Annotated in this window: 12 protein-coding genes; 6 read left to right on the top strand and 6 right to left on the bottom strand. The window is 53.5% G+C overall.

Features of this window, described 5'->3' with window-relative positions; all coding sequences use genetic code 11:
- Positions 1-2 precede the first annotated feature (2 nt).
- The gene (locus L1P05_RS01590; RefSeq protein ID WP_226079118.1) at positions 3-413 is read left to right on the top strand and encodes a hypothetical protein; all 411 of its coding nucleotides are present in this window, start codon (positions 3-5) and stop codon (positions 411-413) included.
- Positions 403-2370 (top strand): ATP-binding cassette domain-containing protein, encoded by a 1968-nt coding sequence (locus L1P05_RS01595; protein ID WP_012847198.1) that lies wholly within the window; start codon positions 403-405, stop codon positions 2368-2370. The genes L1P05_RS01590 and L1P05_RS01595 overlap by 11 nt, the downstream gene beginning before the upstream one ends.
- A 1211-nt stretch (positions 2371-3581) precedes the next feature.
- Here the strand turns inward: L1P05_RS01595 and L1P05_RS01600 are convergent.
- Positions 3582-10661 (bottom strand): invasin domain 3-containing protein, encoded by a 7080-nt coding sequence (locus tag L1P05_RS01600; protein ID WP_012847199.1) that lies wholly within the window; start codon positions 10659-10661, stop codon positions 3582-3584.
- 467 nt (positions 10662-11128) lie between these two features.
- Between L1P05_RS01600 and L1P05_RS01605 the strand changes: the two genes are divergently transcribed.
- The 4 genes from L1P05_RS01605 (at position 11129) to L1P05_RS01615 (ending at position 13077) form a co-directional block, all read left to right on the top strand.
- Complete coding sequence (locus L1P05_RS01605) at positions 11129-11419, top strand: hypothetical protein (protein ID WP_146203335.1); 291 nt, start codon at positions 11129-11131, stop codon at positions 11417-11419.
- 32 nt (positions 11420-11451) lie between these two features.
- Positions 11452-11697, top strand: a complete 246-nt coding sequence (locus tag L1P05_RS01610) for a hypothetical protein (protein WP_012847201.1) — start codon at positions 11452-11454, stop codon at positions 11695-11697.
- 77 nt (positions 11698-11774) lie between these two features.
- A complete protein-coding gene (locus tag L1P05_RS17545) occupies positions 11775-11993 on the top strand; it encodes a helix-turn-helix domain-containing protein (RefSeq protein ID WP_109579745.1) in 219 nt (72 codons plus the stop codon).
- A 736-nt stretch (positions 11994-12729) separates the two neighbouring features.
- The gene (locus tag L1P05_RS01615; RefSeq protein ID WP_012847203.1) at positions 12730-13077 is read left to right on the top strand and encodes a DUF4156 domain-containing protein; all 348 of its coding nucleotides are present in this window, start codon (positions 12730-12732) and stop codon (positions 13075-13077) included.
- An 83-nt stretch (positions 13078-13160) separates the two neighbouring features.
- Here the strand turns inward: L1P05_RS01615 and L1P05_RS01620 are convergent, their stop codons facing one another.
- The 5 genes from L1P05_RS01620 to epmB form a co-directional block, all read right to left on the bottom strand.
- Positions 13161-13856 carry a LutC/YkgG family protein gene (locus L1P05_RS01620; protein WP_012847204.1) on the bottom strand — a complete coding sequence of 232 codons (696 nt, stop codon included), beginning with the start codon at positions 13854-13856 and terminating at the stop codon, positions 13161-13163.
- Positions 13856-15277 carry a LutB/LldF family L-lactate oxidation iron-sulfur protein gene (locus L1P05_RS01625; protein WP_012847205.1) on the bottom strand — a complete coding sequence of 474 codons (1422 nt, stop codon included), beginning with the start codon at positions 15275-15277 and terminating at the stop codon, positions 13856-13858. The genes L1P05_RS01620 and L1P05_RS01625 overlap by 1 nt, the downstream gene beginning before the upstream one ends.
- A 10-nt stretch (positions 15278-15287) precedes the next feature.
- The gene (locus L1P05_RS01630; RefSeq protein WP_012847206.1) at positions 15288-16007 is read right to left on the bottom strand and encodes a (Fe-S)-binding protein; all 720 of its coding nucleotides are present in this window, start codon (positions 16005-16007) and stop codon (positions 15288-15290) included.
- 49 nt (positions 16008-16056) lie between these two features.
- The gene (locus L1P05_RS01635) at positions 16057-17610 is read right to left on the bottom strand and encodes an L-lactate permease (RefSeq protein WP_012847207.1); all 1554 of its coding nucleotides are present in this window, start codon (positions 17608-17610) and stop codon (positions 16057-16059) included.
- A gap of 238 nt (positions 17611-17848) precedes the next feature.
- On the bottom strand, positions 17849-18877 hold the full coding sequence (gene epmB, locus L1P05_RS01640; protein WP_012847209.1) for an EF-P beta-lysylation protein EpmB: 1029 nt from the start codon (positions 18875-18877) through the stop codon (positions 17849-17851).
- Positions 18878-18903: the final 26 nt, after the last annotated feature.

Raw genomic sequence — 18903 nt, forward strand, 5'->3', positions numbered from 1 at the left:
TTATGTTGGGATTTGTTTCTGCTTTATCATCTGCAGTCGCGATAATGATATTGTTAATGTCAATATTGCTAGCTAATACTATTGCCATTCTTTTAGAGAATGAAAATGAAATTAATGTAGCGAACTTAATATATGACAATCCGGAACAGTCTGTCGCTATAATTGGCGCAGAGCAAGGCTATTCAATATCAGCTAAAGATATCTTGCCATTAGCGGACAAAGATTCATCGGTGAAGTTGTATTGTACCTACGGTTATAACTTGAATATGGAAATGGCAAGGAAATACCTTACATATAATTATCTTGTGCTTAAGGTGGCATTAAAAGATAAAACTATAATAGTTGAGCAGCCTATTTATAAACCGCTCAGTAAAAATAATTGTGTTGTGGAAGAGTTGAGCGATGAAAAATAATTTTTTTGATATCATGCGTAAATATTGTTTCATCGAAGGTGAGCGCTTTAATACGAAAAATAAAAGCACCGAAATGCAGGATGTTATCATTAATATTAATGAGTATATTGTTAATTATTTTTTTGAGTTCACTGTTACCTCTGTCTCATATCAGAATAACATGTCACTGCCAAAAACATTTGTGGTCGAGTGGGGCGAGTCCAACTATATTATTTTGCAGAGGGAGAGTAATAGGCTAATTAACTTAACATCATCCATCACCATTGCAAACGATGACTTAATCAACAAGAGAGTGTTCTTTTTATCGAAAGAGCTAAAAAAAATAGATGATAATGATGCTTTCTCTGCCATAAAAAAAATGACACCGAGAGCTAGTTATTTTTCATTGGGGTTGATATTTTTTGCATTAATCACCCCGCTGTACTCCAACTTGTTTAACACACGATTGATTTACAGTGATTCATACAATTCGATATTTTTTGTGACGGGAGTGTTCATCCTTTTTGTCATACTGGAGTTGTTGCTTAAAAGTATTGTGTATGCGAAAACGGCCCAGCAAGTTAAAACAAACAACATCACATGCAATGCGTTCTATTTATATTTGTTGAAGCTATCTAACTGTCGTAATGCAGCGGTAAAAATTAGAACAATAGACTCATCTGCCACCGCCCTATGGGAGTCATATCCATTGATTCCCGTTGATTTTTCTTTGGCTCTTTTGTTTCTTGTTTGCCTGTTTTCCATGATGAGCATATATGCCTTTCCGCTTTTTATTTACTATATCATATTGACTTTTTTATGTGTTTACGTGCGTTTTTCTGCATATAAGAAAACGTTGCAAACGAACACCTCTAGCTATGAAAAAATGTCCACATTGATTTCTTTGGAAGAGAAAAGGAAAGAGCTGAAGTTTTTACGCGGAAATTTCTGTGAGAAGTTGTTAATGGATAAGACCACTAAAGATGAATATACCAAGATGGAGATGAATATTGATAATCACCACTGGGCTGAGTTGATAAAGTCCAATTCGTTTGTCTCCATGGTGGTTATGTTCATTTGCTCTTATTTTGCAGTGGTCAATGGTGCGCTAACTACCGCATCTATTATTGCTATCATGATAATCAATTCTCGCCTATCTGGTGCGTTAGTTGGTGGTATCAATAAGATGTATTTATCTAAACTCCATGCCTTTCATATCAAGAGTAGTTTGGGGGAGTTATTAAAGGATCGAGATCAATGTATTTCCCATAATGGTATCGCCATCTCTCACATAGAAAACTTTTCCGTTAGTCATCTAACCATTCCATTTCTTGATAGCGCTCTGGTTAACGGGTTGTCTTTAAGTGCGGTGCCGGGCGATATCATTGGTATCACCGGGGCCTCAGGGACAGGTAAGTCATCATTAATAAAAGCATTGTCGAACTCATTTAATGATTACTCTGGTACGATTAAATTAAATAATGTCGATATAAAGAATGTGTCCGCGGACTATATTAATAACTGTATATCCTATCACTCGACAAATAGCCGCTTTATCAAGGGAACGTTGCGTGAAAACTTTATGGTCTATGGCATTGTTAACGATCAGGATATCATCGACATCTTATCGTTGTGCTGTAAGAAACTCACGCTTTCTCGAGAAAATATAGATGAGAAATATGTGGATGAGCTTAACTTGTCCAACGGTGAAAGGCAGAAGGTCTTGCTGTGCATGGCATTGTTTAAAAAACCAGAGGTTATCTTCTTAGATGAGTCGACATCTTTTTTATCATCCGCTGATGCTATCACCTTTCTTGAGGAGATCAAGAGTTGCTATGCGCACGCCATTGTATTTTTTGCGACGCATGATATCGCGTTGAAAAATATGTTTACCCAGATAGTGACATTGCCATATGGCGAGGTGATGAGTCACAATGATTCTGTAATCAATATACCCATGCTAAAAATTAAACGCTAGGGATGTAGGCTGCGCTGTTAGCGGCGCGCCTCCCTGTTTTGCTGCGTGGTGACATCAGCGGAATGCACTTTTTTACAGACTTCGGATACGTTGCTCCGGCGTCTGGTTCTTTTCCGGCGCATCAGGGCTATGTCGGGTATCCTCCCGTTATGATTCCGCGATATTTACCGATGTAGCCCCCTACGGCAGACGCCAAATTACGCTCGGCTCATCGCGAAAACCGCCGTTAAATGACGCGAGCGGGGCATTCTCTGCTGACTTTCCCGGGCGGTGAATCGTCTTAAGGGGGAGCCGGTGTGTAGACAGAATGACCACCGTGACCCCTTCGAAACCCTTCCTGTATTCTCCGTGATGACCCTTCTTAGCGCGATGATACTCCCCTTTGACGCGGGGGTAGGCATTCGCGATTAACGCTATCGACGGCGGCTAACGTGGACGGCAACGTTCGGAACGGATTACCGGCAATAACGTTGGTGCTCTGCTCAGCCCCACGCCGGTATCTCTGGATGCACGCAGCGTGAATGACCCTCATGGCCCATCGAGGGAAACGCTGTGCGCTGGCATATCCCTTCGTGGCAAATAAATACGGCGTGTTTGCTTATGGCGCATCTAACCAGTCTCTCCTCAAGAGAGGGCATATGCATGCGTTGAACCGCGTGGCGAATATGGGTTTGCGCTATTTTTCTTATTCACTATCGCTATGACGACGGCGACAGTGGTACGGCGTACGGTTTTATATCATCCGACGACGGCCATGACGTGTGCCAATAGGATAGGCTACCGGCCATCGGGCGATGGGATTGCGCTTTTGCGCTGGACGCCATAAATACGCTTGGTCCGGGATGACATCAGCCCGGCCGAGGTTCTAGGGACGGATTTTGGCGTCCAAGTCTGACGACGGCAGTATCGCGCTATCTCGTCTGAGGGTTCCCATTTCCGCCTGATCGCCTGTCAACGTCGACTGGATTTAGAGTGAAGTCGTCCACTCGTGGGTATCTCGCGACGTTGTTCTGCCTGGTACCGTTGTCTTGCCGGGGAAGGGCAGGCCGAAGGCTCGGTGGGACACTGGCTATGAAGCAAAAGGTGGGGGGGTAATCAGCCTGGTCTATCAGACGATGAGTCGCGGCGTATTTCTCTAATAAAGAAACCCCAGGGGGCGAACCATCGCAACCCCTGAGGTTTATGTTTACTGCTTTAATGTATAGCCTGTTTTATAGGCAGGTTTTCACTATGGAGCAGTCGAGGCTAGCCATGGTCGGCACTGGATAATCGACAGATGTCGTGTTATTCCACAGGCGTGTCCCTACGTCATAATGTCGGGCTGTATTATCCAATAATGTATTCCACCCCACCAACGCCTCGGCATAGTTCCTCTTAAGTTGATATTTGTAGATTGCCCATCGATAGGCTCCCGCGCCATTTGAGGCTAAGACACTGTACTCATCGCTATCAGAGAGTCCGTTACCTATATCGAATGCCCCCCACTCACTGCTGTTGACGCCATAGCGTGCCGCTAATACCTTGTTGTCACTGTTCCTCAGCAGATAAAGATTGGTTGCGGTCGGTCTAGAACCCTCCGTTCCGGGATTAACTGACAGCTGATTATTTTGGGTTTTTGTATCTGAAATCACTACGTTCATTGCGGTAAATGTCGCCTTTTCAGTGAGCGTAGCAAGCGCTGTGCCATTCACTTCGACTGAAATATCGATACTTCCCGGAATGATATTAGATACCGTCGCCGTATAGACGCCGTTTCCATCATCTCTCACCGCCCCGAACGTGGAGTACTCCGGTGCGCTACTGATAAATTTCACGCGCTGTCCGCTTACCGGATTACCATGTGTATCCTTCAATGTCAGGGTTAATGCGATGGGTGAATTCGCCTCCGCGGTAGCGTTATCGAGTGCCAGGGTTGACTGTGCACTATCCAGGTGATCCTTATTGCCATTCAGCGTTACCGTAGTATGCAGCGATGCATTCATCGGATTGCCATTCACCGTCACGGTGATGGTGGTTGTGAACGCTTCGGTCCCCGCGAGAGTTGCATGGTAGGTACCGTCATTCAGGGGTGTCGTGGAGCTGATAGTAATACCATTGGTTTTACTGCTGATAAATTTCACATCCTGACTCGAGATAGGATTTAGGTGTGCATCCCTCAAGGTCAATTTTAATGCGGATGTCTCTACGCCGTTGGCCACGATCAGGTTTGGCGTTGCTTCGAAGCTCGATTTGCTGGGGTCTGGCGCGGAGCTATCGCCATTGATGGGAACCTCCAGATTGAGCGGGAATGCGCTGCCATTTAGCTGGGTGGTCACATGGGCGATCCCCGCCGCGGTGCCGGCATAGATCGTCGCCGTATAGGTACCGTCGGCATGGCCGGTCGTCCTACCCCCATCGCTGATGGAGCCTAAATCGGTGGACAGAACGACCTCTTGTCCGGCGATAGGATTACCATGCACATCTTTCAGGGTCAGGGTCAATGTTGCTCTCCCCGAGGCTCCCGTCGTTGCCTCAAGGTTATACGGATTAGCCTCCAGGGTGGATAGCGTGGCGTCGGGTTTACTGCTGTCGGCGATGAGCGTCACCGTCGCCGCATGCACGGCCAGCGCTTTGCCGCCGACGGTAACGGTTATCTCGGTCGTGCCCGCGCGGGTACCGGTCAGGGTCGCGCTATAGCTACCGTTACCTTTTTCCGCGGTGGCCGTGAGATGAATACCGTCCTTTTCACTGCTGATAAACGCGACATCCTGCCCACTAATCGGGTTGTCGTTGATATCCTTCAGCATCAGCATCAGCGTCAGCGTCGAGGCCTGGGTGCTGTCGGTCACGATCTGCGTTGGCGCAGCTACCAATGTCGATCTGGCGCTATCGGGGTGGCTGCTGTCGGCGGTCAGGGTCACCGTCGCCGCGCTCACCGCGAGCGGCTGGCCATTCACCGTTACCGTTATCTGCGTGCCGATGGCGCGGGTTCCCTGCAGCGTCGCGCTGTAGTCGCCATTCCCGTTATCGGTCGTACCGCTTACCGTGATGCCGTCGTGCTCGCTGCTGATAAAGGCGACCGTCTGACCGCTAATCAGGTTGCCGTTGACGTCCTTAAGCGTCAGCGTCAGCGTCGAGGCATCGCTCCCGTTGGCCACGATAGTCTTGGGGGTGGCCTTAAGGCTGGACTTGGCGGCATCGGGATTGCTGCTATCCGCCGTCAGATTGACGGTCTTCGCATCGATAGCCAAGGCGACCCCATTAACCGTTACCGTAATCTGGGTACTGACGGCGTGGGTACCGCTCAGGGTGGCGCTATAATTACCGCTACCGTCATCCGTGGTACTGCTGACGGTGATACCGGTATTCTCGCTGCTGATAAAGGCCACGCGCTGCCCGCTGATCGGGTTATCGTGGATATCCTTCAGCGCCAGCGTCAGCGTGGAGGCCTCTATCCCATTGGCCACGATCTGCTCAGGCTTGGCCGTCAGGGTCGACAGAGCGGCGTCGGGCTTACTGCTGTCGGCGGTCAGGGTCACCGTCACGGCGTTCACCGCCAGCGGATTGCCATCGATCGTCACCGTCACCTGGGTCATACCGGCTCGGGTGCCGCTCAGCGCGGCGCGATAACGGCCGTTACCCTCGTCGCTGGTATTGCCGACGCTAATTCCGCTCTTTTCGCTGCTGACAAATTTCACGTTCTGCCCGCTGATCGGGTTGCCGTTGATATCCTTCAGCGTCAGCGTTAGCGCCGCGGCCTCAGTCCCGTTAGCTACGATCTGATCGGGCTTCGCTGCCAGGGTCGACTTGGTGGCATCGGGCTGGCTGCTATCGGCGGTCAGGGTCAGGCTGGGCGCATTCAGCCGCAATTCATTGCCGTTGACCGTGGTGAGGATGCGTGCACTACCCGCGGTGATACCGGCGGTGAGTACGGCGCTATAGGTACCATCGCCATGATCCACCGTGCGTCCAACGACGATACCCAGATCGCCGCTGAATGCGACCGTTTGTCCGGCCAGCAGGTTACCGTTCACGTCCTTCAGCGTGAGCGTCAAGGTGGCGTTATCCTTACCATTGGCAACGATACGCGACGGATCGACAACCAGTGCGGATTGCCCCGCATCCGGATTGCTGCTGTCCGCCTTCAGGCGGACGGTCTCTGCCGCGACGCCCAGCGTGACGCCATTGACCTTCACGGTAATCTGGGTGCTGACGGCGCGGGTGCCGGTCAGCGTCGCGCTATAGCGACCGTTCCCCTCATCGGCGGTGGTAGTGATGCTAACACCGTTCGTTTCGCTGCTGATAAACGCCAGGTTCTGAGCCGCCAGTGGATTATCGTTGATATCCTTCAGCAGTAGCGTCAGCGTGGCGGCATCGCTCCCATTGGCGACGATCTCATGTGGATTAACCGCGAAGCTGGACAGGCTGGCGTCGGGTTTACTGCTGTCGGCATGCAGCGTTACCGTTACGGCACTCACCGCCAGCGGTTTGCCATCGACGGTCACCGTTACCTGGGTCATACCGGCACGGGTGCCGCTCAGGGTGGCGCTATAGCGGCCGTTGTCCTCGTCGGTGGTCTGGCTGATGCGAACGCCGTTCTTTTCGCTGCTGATAAAAGCTACGCTCTGCCCGCTAATCGGGTTGCCGTTGATATCCTTCAGGATCAGCGCCAGCGCGGCGCTATCGGCTCCGTTAGCCACGATCTGGTTGGGGGTCACCGCCAGGGTCGATAGAGTGGCATCCGGCTTACTGCTGTCGGCGGTCAGGGTTACCGTCGCGGCGCTCACCGCCAGCGGCTTGCCATCGACCGTCACCGTTATCTGTGTCGCGCCAGCCCGGGTACCCTTTAGGGTGGCGCTATAGCGACCGTTGCCCTCATCCGTCGCGCCGCTGATGACGATGCCGGTGTTTTCGCTGCTGATAAAGGCGATGCGTTGTCCGCTAATCGGGTTGCCGTTGACATCTTTCAGCATCAGCGCCAGTGCGGCGGCCTCCGTTCCGTTAGCCACGATCTGGTTGGGTTTAGCCTCCAGGGTGGACAGGGCGGCATCCGGTTTACTGCTGTCGGCGGTCAGGGTCACCGTCGCGGCGCTCACCGCCAGCGGATTACCATCGACCGCCACCGTTACCTGAGTGATACCGGCACGGGTGCCGCTCAGGGTGGCGCGATAGCGACCGTTGCCCTCGTCGGTGGTATTGCTGATGTGAACGCCGTTCTTTTCGCTGCTGATAAAGGCCACGCTCTGCCCGCTAATCAGATTATCGTTGATATCCTTCAGCGTCAGCGTCAGCGTGGCGGCATCGACGCCATTGGCCACGATCCGGCTGGGGTTGGCCTCGAGGATCGATTTGTCGGCATTCGGGTTGCTGCTGTCCGCCGTCAGGGTCACCCGCGCGGCGTGTACCGCCAGCGGTGTGCCATCGATCGTCACCGACACCTGGGTGATGCCCGCGCGGGTACCGCGCAGGGTGGCCGTGTAGCGGCCGTTGCCCTCATCCGTCGCGCTGCTGACGGTGATGCCGGTATTTTCGCTGCTGATAAAGGCGATGCGCTGCCCGCTAATCAGGTTGCCGTTGACATCTTTCAGCGTCAGCATCAGCGCGGCGGCCTCTGTCCCGTTAGCCACGATCTGGCTGGGCTTGGCTTCCAAGAGTGAACGGGTTGCATCAGGCCTGCTGCCGTCGGCGCTCAGAGTGACCGCTGCGGCGCTCACCGCCAGCGGTTTGCCATCGACTGTCACCGTCACCTGGGTTGTGCCCGCGCGGGTACCGTTCAGGGTGGCGCTGTAGCTGCCGTTGCCATGGTCGGTGGTGTGGCTGATAGCGACGCCGTCACGCTCGCTGCTAATGAACGCCACCTTCTGCCCGTCGATCGGATTGTCATTGATATCCTTTAGCGTCAGCGTCAGCGTTGCGGCGTCTGTCCCGTTGGCCACGATATGATCGGGCGTGGCTGTCAGGGTTGACTTGGCGGCGTCGGGCTGGCTGCTGTCGGCTGTCAGGGTTACTGGCGCGGAGCGCCCTAGCAGCGGCTTGCCATCGATCGCGACCGTTATCTGGAGGGGACCCGCGCGGGTTCCGCTCAGGGTGGCGCTGTAGTTGCCGTTACCGCTGTCGGTGGTGCTGCTGACCGTGATGCCGCTGCTTTCGCTGCTGATAAAGGTCACGCTCTGCCCACTAATCGGGTTGCCATAGGCATCCTTCAGCTGCAGCGTCAGCGCCGTGGCGTCTTTACCGTTGGCGACGATGCTCTTGGGGCTGGCCAGGAGTATCGACTTATTAGCATCGGGATGTGCGCTGTCCGCGATAAAATTCACTGACTGCGTTTGGCTTACGCCATTCACGGTTGCCGTGATAAGCGTCGCGCCCGCCGCCGTATTCGTGACATTCAGGCGCGCTACGCCATGCTGATCCGTATTTATCTCAGCATTGCTTGGTTTAGCGCCATTATTGGTCGTCATCAGGATCGTTTTATTCGCGACGCGGCCCCCGCTCTCATCGGTGAGGATGTAATCCACGCTGATGGCGTCGCTGCCATTCGCTACGGCGTTATCATGCTGAACTTCGAACTTACCCTGAAAAACGGTCGGTGGCTCAACGGTAACCGTCAGATTGATGGTGTTGGATTGATTTCCTTTCGTATCAAATGCCGTGGCGCTCAGGTGATAAGTATTGGCCGCGATTTCAGCTTGCGCTGTCGCGTGGCTGCCGCTGCGCCTTGCCGTAGCGCTATAGCGATAAGAGGGTAGGGTTAGGTTGAAGTGGGTTTTGTCCTGGCGCTGTAGCTTTCCGCCCGCTGAAATAAACTCAGCGTCCTGCCAAACAATATCCTGCAAGCCATATTTAGTTTGCAATATGGCACTGATCATATGCTCCGAGCCCGGCTGCCCACTGAGGGTGTCGCTGGGCAGGGATAAATGCATAATATTCTGTTTTTGGTACTCTAAGACGATATTGTTGTTACGCTCAACCAGATTATAGCGGCTCTCGGAAATCAGACGAGAATGGGGAACGGCGGAGGGATCAACCTGAGCTCGCCAGTCATCGCCAATACGATAGTTTAGCTGTACATTGAATTGGGTATCATGCTCGCTATTTTTACCCAAACGCTGGTCAACACCCAACGTTAATAGGGGGAAGGGGGTATAGTTTACACCTACGGTAAAGGCGTAAGGGTTACGCTGTAAGTTATCCTTACCAAATAGCCCTACCGCATCCCCGAAGTATTGCTCATACATTAACTTCCCGCCTAACTGTGGCAATGTAGGCATCCAGGCATTGGCTCTGACATCGAAGCCATTTGCCGGGCGTTCATTATAATCAGCCAGATCACGTGACTGATGCCAGTCGCTCAGGCGTAGGTAACCATTAAGTGAGAGTTGTAAATAGTCGGTCCATGCCTCGCTCCCTAGGCCAAGGCGTGAGTTTTTTCCGCTCAGGTCATGATCGTAAAAGGCATTTACCCCGAATAACCAATTGTTGGATAAGGTACGAGTACCAATACCGATATTTAGCGTATTGCGATGATCTCTATTGCGAAAGCCTAACTGGGTAAAGGTTGTTGTTGTCGGTGTGTCGTAAAACGGCAATAGCCAGTCAAGTGCGCTTCCATCAAGCGAAAAGTTTTTATCGATATTAAGTTGAAGTTGCGCGGTGCCGTATTTACTTAACCATTTGACGATTTCATCATTGGCGGCAGCCGTGGCCCAAGATCGCGCCATTTCCGATGCAGCATTGGATGACTGGGGCGATGCCAGTACGCGCCCTACGCCCATCAGTTGGCCTGCAACTCGGCTCTCTCTTTCCGATGTATCGGCGTGCGGAGAGAGCGGCGTTGCGGCAGCAGGTGAGCCCGGCTTGGTCAGCGAGGAGCCTGAGTGGGGAATATCAATTTCATCGCCGGCACCGATCTTGTCGATACCGTGGGCGAACTTACGAAACTGGTTTATTTTTTTTAGTTGGCTAACCGTTACGCCCAGTTTTTTCGCGACGCTGCCTACCGTTTCACCCTTTTTTAAAATATAGGGTTCAGTTGATTGTGCGTGTATTTGCATCGAACTGCGCTGCGCGGCCGCAAGACTCATACTTGGCGAAAATGAAATCGCGATAGGGAATAGTATCTGAGTGATAATATTACACCACGCCATCACCTTAATCTTGATGGGCTGTGGTGGCGTCGCCATTTTACGTGCGATGGGTTTATTCGACGATGTGCTGTTGGACTTTCTGGGACGTCCATTGATTAATGGCAGTATGGAACTTAGCCTTTTCTTGCTTATTAAGTTCAATATGTCATATGTATATTTAAACATACTCGTTTACACCTGTTCCATTCGTAATAAACAACCATGCGGCTATGCGAAGACATGGCTAAAGTAACAATGTCAAGATAAAAATTGTTTTTCTAGGGTAGCGTAATGGTCTGAAAACGGTGAGCGTGATTGGATTGATCTCTGAACCATTTGGCTCATTTTTGTGTTTTTTGAAATTTAACCATAGATATATCAGGTTTTTTTATCGATTCGTGGTGTGTTGAGCTAATGATTTTGATTGTTTAGCCAAAAATACAAGGTTAATGTCATTTTGCTAATATATAGTGTGCCAAAAAGAATCATTAACTAATGAGATAGAATTGTAATTATATATTTTAATCTATTATATTTATGGCGCATTATTTATGACTCATTGTCACACAGGTGTAATTGGACTCGTTATCGGCAATAACAAAAACATGACCGATATGTAACTATTTGATAGTAGTGGATTTTATGGAGTAACCATGATGACGTGTGATGAACAAGAAATAACTATTTCTCAAGGAGTGAAAAGCAGTGATGCTTATCTTTGTGTGCCCATGGATAGATATAAAAATAGAGTGAATGTTTTATCATCTCTCTTTAGTCTAAAGATATTTAAATCTATCTTGATACGGCTAACTGAGGGCGAAATGACAATTTATAGTGAAAACGCTAAGGAGAAAACGGTATCTGGCACATCGTTACTTTTTTTGGCTAAAAACCAAACGGTCATCATCGCATTGAAGGCGGATGAAAAAAAAACCACTGTATGATATTTTAGAGTTGGATACCGAGACGATAAAAAATGCATACCGATATTTTTTTTGATGTCGAGAATGAGTTGGCCTTAAGAAAGCGTGTGATGGTTAATTTCTTATCTACCAAGATGGATAGAGAAGCCCTGATAGCCTTTCAGCTTTTTAAAAAAAAGACACAAACTCAATCCTTATCGAAGGAAAAAAAGCAGCCTATCTTTTTTTTCTACTCTCTTACTTTGTTAGAGAGGCAGATGCGCTATCTCTCTTTAGAGGGGCGTCCTCTTACTTACTAAGAGATAAGGTGTATGACATTATCATAACGAACATTAGCTATAAATGGTCGCAGCAGGATATAGCGGATAGGCTCTTCATGAGTAGAGCTACGCTAAAAAGAAAGCTATTGTCGGAAAAAACAACGTTTAGTGATATTTATCTTAATGCAAGAATGAACCAGGCGATAAAGCTTTTGCGCATTGGCGAGTATAATATATCGCAAGTGGCAAACATGTGTGGTTATGAAAGCATCTCTTATTTTGCCAGGGTATTTAAATCATTCTTTAACAGAAAACCATCTGAATATATGTTGTAATTTAATTTTTCTTTACGCCTTCCATCATATTCATGGTCAAGTATCGCTATAATATGAAGGCTGATAGCGTGTCTTGTTGCATTAAGCTTTCCCGATAGCTTAATTTGGCCTGATTTAGGCTGCCGAGACACGCTTTTCGTCTTACCGCGTTAACCATTAAGATAAATAGTAATGGAATGGCAAGGCAGCGAATGAACGCTGGCGTTCATGTCTCCTGACGGGCGAGTATATTGCCGAGGGAGTTTGTCTGCGTGAGGTCGTCAGTGATGCTCCTAGGGGCGCCGAGGTGTATAGCGCGGCGGCTGAGGAGGTCATGCAGTATTAAAGCCGATATGGCCGAGATAGGGGCCATGTTGAAGCCCGTACGTATATCGGCAACGGTGGATTTTCAGGGCCATCCTCTGTGGTGTCGCGGGGGTGAGCGCTGGTATTTGAGGCGAGTTTCCATTGGCGTCATGACGCTGTATGGTTGAAAAGGGGCGCACGCCGAGCACCTGACGGCATTGTGACGCAATGGGCGTGGCTTACGTTTTTATGTCCGGCGTATGATGTCGCGCGAAATTTTGTCATCGCATTGTGGCCTCGCGGGTTTCAGATACACTAGTATGCGGTGATATACCGGGATCGGCCGGAGGGCTCCCGAGCCGTCTGTGCGCCAGTACGCCACATTTATTCAGTGTTACCAACGGATTCTGGTATTATTCGGATAACATTTACACATCAAATGGGGAATAAGATGCGGATTAAAGGGTTACTGGGTCTGGCAGCCGTCATGCTGCTGGCAGGGTGCAGTACCATGACTCAGCTGTCTTCCGCCGGGCAGCAGGTGAAGTTTACCGATACGAAGCCGGGCACCGAATGCCAACTGCTGGGCGAAGCGGTGGGGACCCAGAGCAACTGGCTATCGGGTCAGGGCGGTGAAACCAGCTCCATGCGCGCCGCCGCTAACGATCTGCGCAACAAGGCTGCCGCAATGGGGGGCAACGTGGTCTACGGCGCCGTCAGCCCGAGCGAAAGCTTCTGGTCCAGCTTTGCTCCGCTGGATAGCAAGATGAGCGGACAGGTTTATAAATGCCCGAACTGAGTGATGGTGACAGGGAGCGTCGGTTCAAAAAAGCCGCGGCCTGAGGGCCGCGGCTTTTTTAGTGAGGGCGCCGACGTCGCCGTTTAGCAGTCTTCAACGATCAGATAGGCGGCGTTTACCGGTCCGTGCACCCCGACGACCTTAATCAGCTCGATATCTGCGGTCGAACTGGGTCCTCCGATCAGGTTGATGCAGGATGGCATCCGCTCCCCCCGCTGCGCGCGCTGGTGCAGCAGGCTGGCCAGCTGCGCCACCCGCGGTAGAATGGTGCTCTTACGCAGCACAAAGACGGAGGACTCCGGCAGCAGGCTTAGCGCCCGCCCGCGCAGCGCCGAAGAGAACAGCACCACGCCGCCGGACTCGGTTAGCCCATATTCGGCGTAGACTACGCCAACCTTGGCCTGCTCCGCCATACGCAGATTCTCTGCGCCGAGCGCCGGATCCCATACCGTCGCCGGACACTCTCTCACCAGCGTTTCGGTGATCCCCAGCTGCGCCAGGCGTTGATCCCCGCTGACGAGGGTTGGCGTCTGGCCATAGCGCTGGCACAGGCGCAGCGCCGCTTGGGCGGCCTCGGCCTCGCTGCAGCGCTCACAGTGCGCCAGCATCACGTTGCTAGCGACGTCGATAAAGGCGTCGCAGCGCTGCTGTGGGCTGAGCTCTGTCAGACGGGTTTGGGCATAGTCATTGATGGGCTGGGGCCGAGGCTGTGGAGTATGACGGACTTCGCGCCCCAGTTGGCGGGCGATCGTGGCCAGAAATTCATCGCGATTATTCATTATTTATTCCCCTGCGCCTTGTGCTGTTTAAACCAACTGCGGAAGCTCTCGCCATCGGCCTGCGGCAGATCGCGCGCGGCGGTCCACTCCGCCAGCGCCCCAGCGTTGATGGGCGCCTTGCCGCCTTTAATGAACCAGCTGGCGGCCCTGGCGCCGGCGATCATGCCGACCTTCCACAGCCCAGGGTGGCTGTTGGCATAGGTAAACAGCCGGGTCGCGCGCTGCTCCGCCTTCGGCGGCAGGCCGGCTTCGACCATGGCCTGACGATGACGCAGGATCAGTTTGGAGAGCGGGATATTGACCGGGCAGACGCTGTCGCAGGCGGTACACAGCGAGCAGGCGTAGGGAAGATCCTTAAAGTTCGCATAACCGCCCAGCAGCGGTGAGATCACCGCCCCAATCGGCCCCGGATAGATGGAGCCGTAGCCGTGACCGCCAATGTGACGATAGGCCGGACAGGTGTTCATGCAGGCGCCACAGCGGATACAGCGTAGAACGGCGCGGAACGGCGAGCCGAGAATGCTGGAGCGGCCATTATCGACGATCACCAGGTGGAACTCCTGTGGACCGTCAAGGTTGTCCGCCTCGCGCGGGCCGGTCAGCCAAGTGTTGTAGCCGGTCAGTCTGGCGCCGACCGCGCTGCGCGCCAGCATGGTGATCAGCACATCCACCTCTTCGAAGGTGGGGGCAATGCGCTCCATCCCCATTACGGCGATATGGGTCGGCGGCAGGGTCGTGCACATCCTGGCGTTGCCTTCGTTGGTCACCAGACAGACCGAGCCGGTTTCGGCGACGGCAAAGTTACAGCCGGTGACGCCGATGTCGGCGCTGAGGAAGTCCTGGCGGATCTTCTGGCGGATAAACAGGGTCATTGCCTCCGGCGTCTCTGGCCCGTCGTATCCCAGAGTCTCATGCAGTACCCGACGGATCTGGGTGCGATCCTTGTGGATCGCGGGCACCACCACGTGGGAGGGCGGATCTTGATCCAGCTGCAGAATGTATTCGCCCAGATCGGTCTCCACCACCTGGATTCCCGCCTGCTGCAGCGCGTGGTTCATGCCGATCTCTTCGGTGACCATCGACTTGGCTTTCACCACCTTTTTGGCGTTTTTGGCCTGAGCAACCTGCAGAATGTAGCGGGTGGCGTCTTCTTTGGTCTTGGCAAAGTAGACCTTTCCGCCGTTCTCCGTCACCTTTTCCGCCAGCTGGTACAGGTAGGCGTCCAGGTTATCGAGCACGTGATCGCGGATCTGTTCGGCGCGTTCGCGCCACTCATCCCAGTGCCCCAGCTCATCCACCATTTTTTGTCGGTTGGCGCCGATGCGCTCCTGGGCGTTGGCTACCGCCTTACGCATGACCGCATCATCCAGCTGGAGCCGAATGCGATCCTTAAATTTTACGTCGCTGGTTTTCAATGACATGACATCCCCCTTAACGGCTCATCAGCACTTCGGCGATGTGCATCACCTTGACCGGTAGCCCTTCGCGCTGCAGGCGGCCGCCAATGTTGATCAGGCAGCTGATATCGGCGCCGATCAGATACTCCGGCTGGACCTCCATCATGTGGCTGACCTTCTCCTTCACCATCTCACCGGAGATCTCGGCCATTTTTATGGAGAAGGTGCCGCCAAAGCCGCAGCAGGTTTCGGCGGCGGGGAACGGCAGCAGCTCTAGCCCGCGGACGTGGCTCAGCAGCGTCAGGGGCTCCTCGCGGACCTTCATTTTGCGCAGCAGGCTGCAGGAGGGGTGGTAGACCGCCCGTCCCGGCAGACGGGCGCCCACGTCCTGAACGCCGAGGGTATTGACGATAAAGGAGGTGAGGTCGACCATCCGGTTGGCGACGCGCTCGGCGCGCAGCGCCCACTCAGGCTCGTCGCTCAGGTAGCTGGGATAGCTCTTGACCGCATAGGTGCAGGAGCCCGCCGGCGAGATGATCGGGTCGTCGTTCTCCTCCAGCGCGCGGATCAGGGTCTTCATTCCCGGAATAGCATCCTTAACGTAGCCGCCGTTGATGGCCGGCTGGCCGCAGCATCCCTGCTTTTCCGGGAAGTGGACCGTACAGCCCAGCTGCTCCAGCAGCAGTACGCTGTCGCGCGCCATACGCGACTTAAGGGCGTCTCCAAGACAGGTGACGAAAAAGTTGACGTTCACGACAGAAAATCTCCATTGCAGAAAATAAAATATTATTTAATTCAATTGATTAAGACATAAATAGGTAATAGACCAGACCGACCTTCAGCCCCAGAATAACGATATAGGCGCAGCAGTACTTCAGGGTTCCGGACATGATGGCGCTGCCCTGGCCATCCATGCGGGTCGCCGAGACGGCAATGGCGATGCTCTGCGGCGAAATCATCTTGCCGCCGGTGGCTCCCGAGGTATTGGCGGCCGCCAGCCACAGCGGATCGACGTGCAGCTTTTCCGCCGCCATGGTCTGCAGCTTGCCAAACAGCACGTTGGAGTTGGTGTCGCTGCCGGTGACAAAGGTCCCCAGCGCGCCGATGATCGGGGCGATAAACAGATAGCCGCCGCCGGTGACGTTAACCAGAGTCTGTGCCAGGGTGGCGATCAGCCCGCTGACGTCCATGACCGTCGCCATGGCGACGATAGCGCTGATGGCGATGATGGAGTTTTTCAGCTGCTTCACCGTGGCGACGAAAACCTGCAGCATCTGGCGCAGGGCGGCGCCCTGAATCACCCCGCCTATCAGGGTGGCGATGATGATCAGAACGCCTGGCGTCGCGATCCAGTCGATCTTCAGCTTCAGCACCTGGCCGTTGGCCAGCGGGAAGGGCAGAACGCTGGCGACCTGGGCGACGGTCGAGCGGATCGCCGGAAACAGCGGTGAGCACAGCAGAATGAAAATAAAGATCAGTAGGTAGATTGCGCAGGCGCGCAGCAGCTGTGGGGCGGAATAGCGGACGTTGCCCTTGAGATGGGCGCCGTCAATACGGTATTCGGCGGCGGTCTCGCCGCGCCGCGCCTTGGCCATCAGGGTGACAACGATCAGACTGACCAGGCTACCGGCAAAGGCGGGCAGCTCGGCGCCCAGCTTGATAGCGACCAGGTACTGCGGAATCAGGGTCGAGATGCCGCACAGCAGGGTCAGCGTGAAGACGCCGCGCAGGGCTTTGACACCGCCGCCGATGATGGCGACGATGACAAACGGCAGCAGAATATTAAACAGGGCCAGCTGGGAGATGATGGTTCCGCTCAGCGCGGTGACCGGCAGATTGACCTGCTCAGCCAGAATCGAGACCGGGATGCCGACGGCGCCAAAGGCGGTCGGTACGGTATTGGCAACCAGCGAGGCGATGGCGGCCTTGAGTGGGTTAAAGCCCAGCGCGATCAGGATCCCGATGGGGATAGCCACCGCCGTACCGTAGCCGGCGGCCGCCTCCAGGAAGCCGCCGAAGCACCAGGCGATCAGCAGAACCTGAATGCGCTTATCGTCGCTGACGGCGGCCAGTACGTCGCGCAGGATGTCCATGCTGCCGGTCTTTAGCATCAGGTTATAGCTGTAGATAGCGCCCAGGATCACGATGACGATCGGCCACAGTCCTTTTAAGGCTCCATAGATCAGCGCAGATCCCAGGGTTTGCAGCGGCGTATGCCAATACAGGCCGGTGACCGCCAGCGTCAGCGCCAGCGTGATCAGTACGGCGAGATGGATCGGGGTTTTCAGTTTCAGGATCAGGATGATCATGACAGCAAGCGGCAGGATACCCAGAAAAAATGGTAAGTATGCAGGCATAAATTTCCCTAACAAACACAGATTAACATTATTGGTATGATGAATTATCGCGGTGTATTTATAACGTAAATGGTCGGTTAAAGCATATGGCTGGATCGCTTCAGTTTAACAAATAGTTAAAATTTATGGTTATTAGCACTATTTTGTTTCTGAAGTGTGATGTTTGTTGCCGCTTGCGTGGCTATGGAGAGGCGGCCTGCCCGCCGAAGGCGCAGGCCGATACAGCGTTTGCGGGGAATTATTGCTGGCGCAGATGCAGATCCAGCTGGGTTTTGCTCGGTTCGCCGCCGATTTCGCGGGTTAGGCGCGGTACCAGATAACCGGAGACCTGGGCCAGCAGCCCATGCATCAGGCGACGCGCCTCATCATCCGGCACCATAAAGTGGGCACCGCCCTGCACCTTGTCTAGAACGTGCAGATAGTAGGGCAGAATGCCGGCGTCAAACAGCGCATTGCTCAGGGCCGCCAGCGTATCGGCGCTGTCGTTAACGCCGCGCAGCAGTACGCTCTGATTCAGCAGGGTCACGCCGGCCTGCTTCAGTCGCCCCATGGCCTCGCTCAGCGCTTCATCAATCTCATTGGCGTGGTTAATATGGGTGACCAGCACCATCTGCAGACGGGAGTCCGCCATACGTTGGCACAGCGCATCGGTCACGCGTGCCGGGATCACCACCGGCAGACGGCTGTGGATACGCAGGCGCCGGAGGTGCGGCAGCTGCTCCAGCTGGGTGAACAGCCAGTCCAGCTCGTGATCTTTGGCCATCAGCGGATCGCCGCCGGAGAAAATGATCTCATCCAGCTCCGGGTGTTCATGCAGATACGCCACCGCTCGCTGCCAATTGGCGCGGGTTCCCTGGTTTTCTTGATAGGGAAAGTGGCGGCGGAAGCAGTAACGGCAGTTGACCGCACAGCCGCCTTTGACCAACAGCAGCGCACGATTTTGGTACTTGTGCAGCAGACCGGGAACGACGCTGTGCTGTTCCTCCAGCGGATCGGTGGAGAAACCGGGGGTTTCAATAAACTCGGCGGCGTCACTCATCACCTGGCGCAGCAGGGGATCGTTAGGATCGCCGCGGCGGATCCGGCTGATGAAGGCGCGCGGTACCCGCAGAGGAAACAGGCGACGAGCCTCGCAGCCTGCCAGCCACTGTGGATGGTCAGAAAGGCCCAGCTGGGCCAGTAAGTCGGCGGGGTCGGTGACAACGTCGGCAAGTTGTTGCAGCCAATCTTCTCTCGGCTGCCCTTTTTGGGTTACAATATGTGCCATTTTTTTGGCTAAGCTACCAAGTAAAT

It is taken from the genome of Edwardsiella piscicida (assembly GCF_021733145.1).
GTDB lineage: Bacteria > Pseudomonadota > Gammaproteobacteria > Enterobacterales > Enterobacteriaceae > Edwardsiella > Edwardsiella piscicida.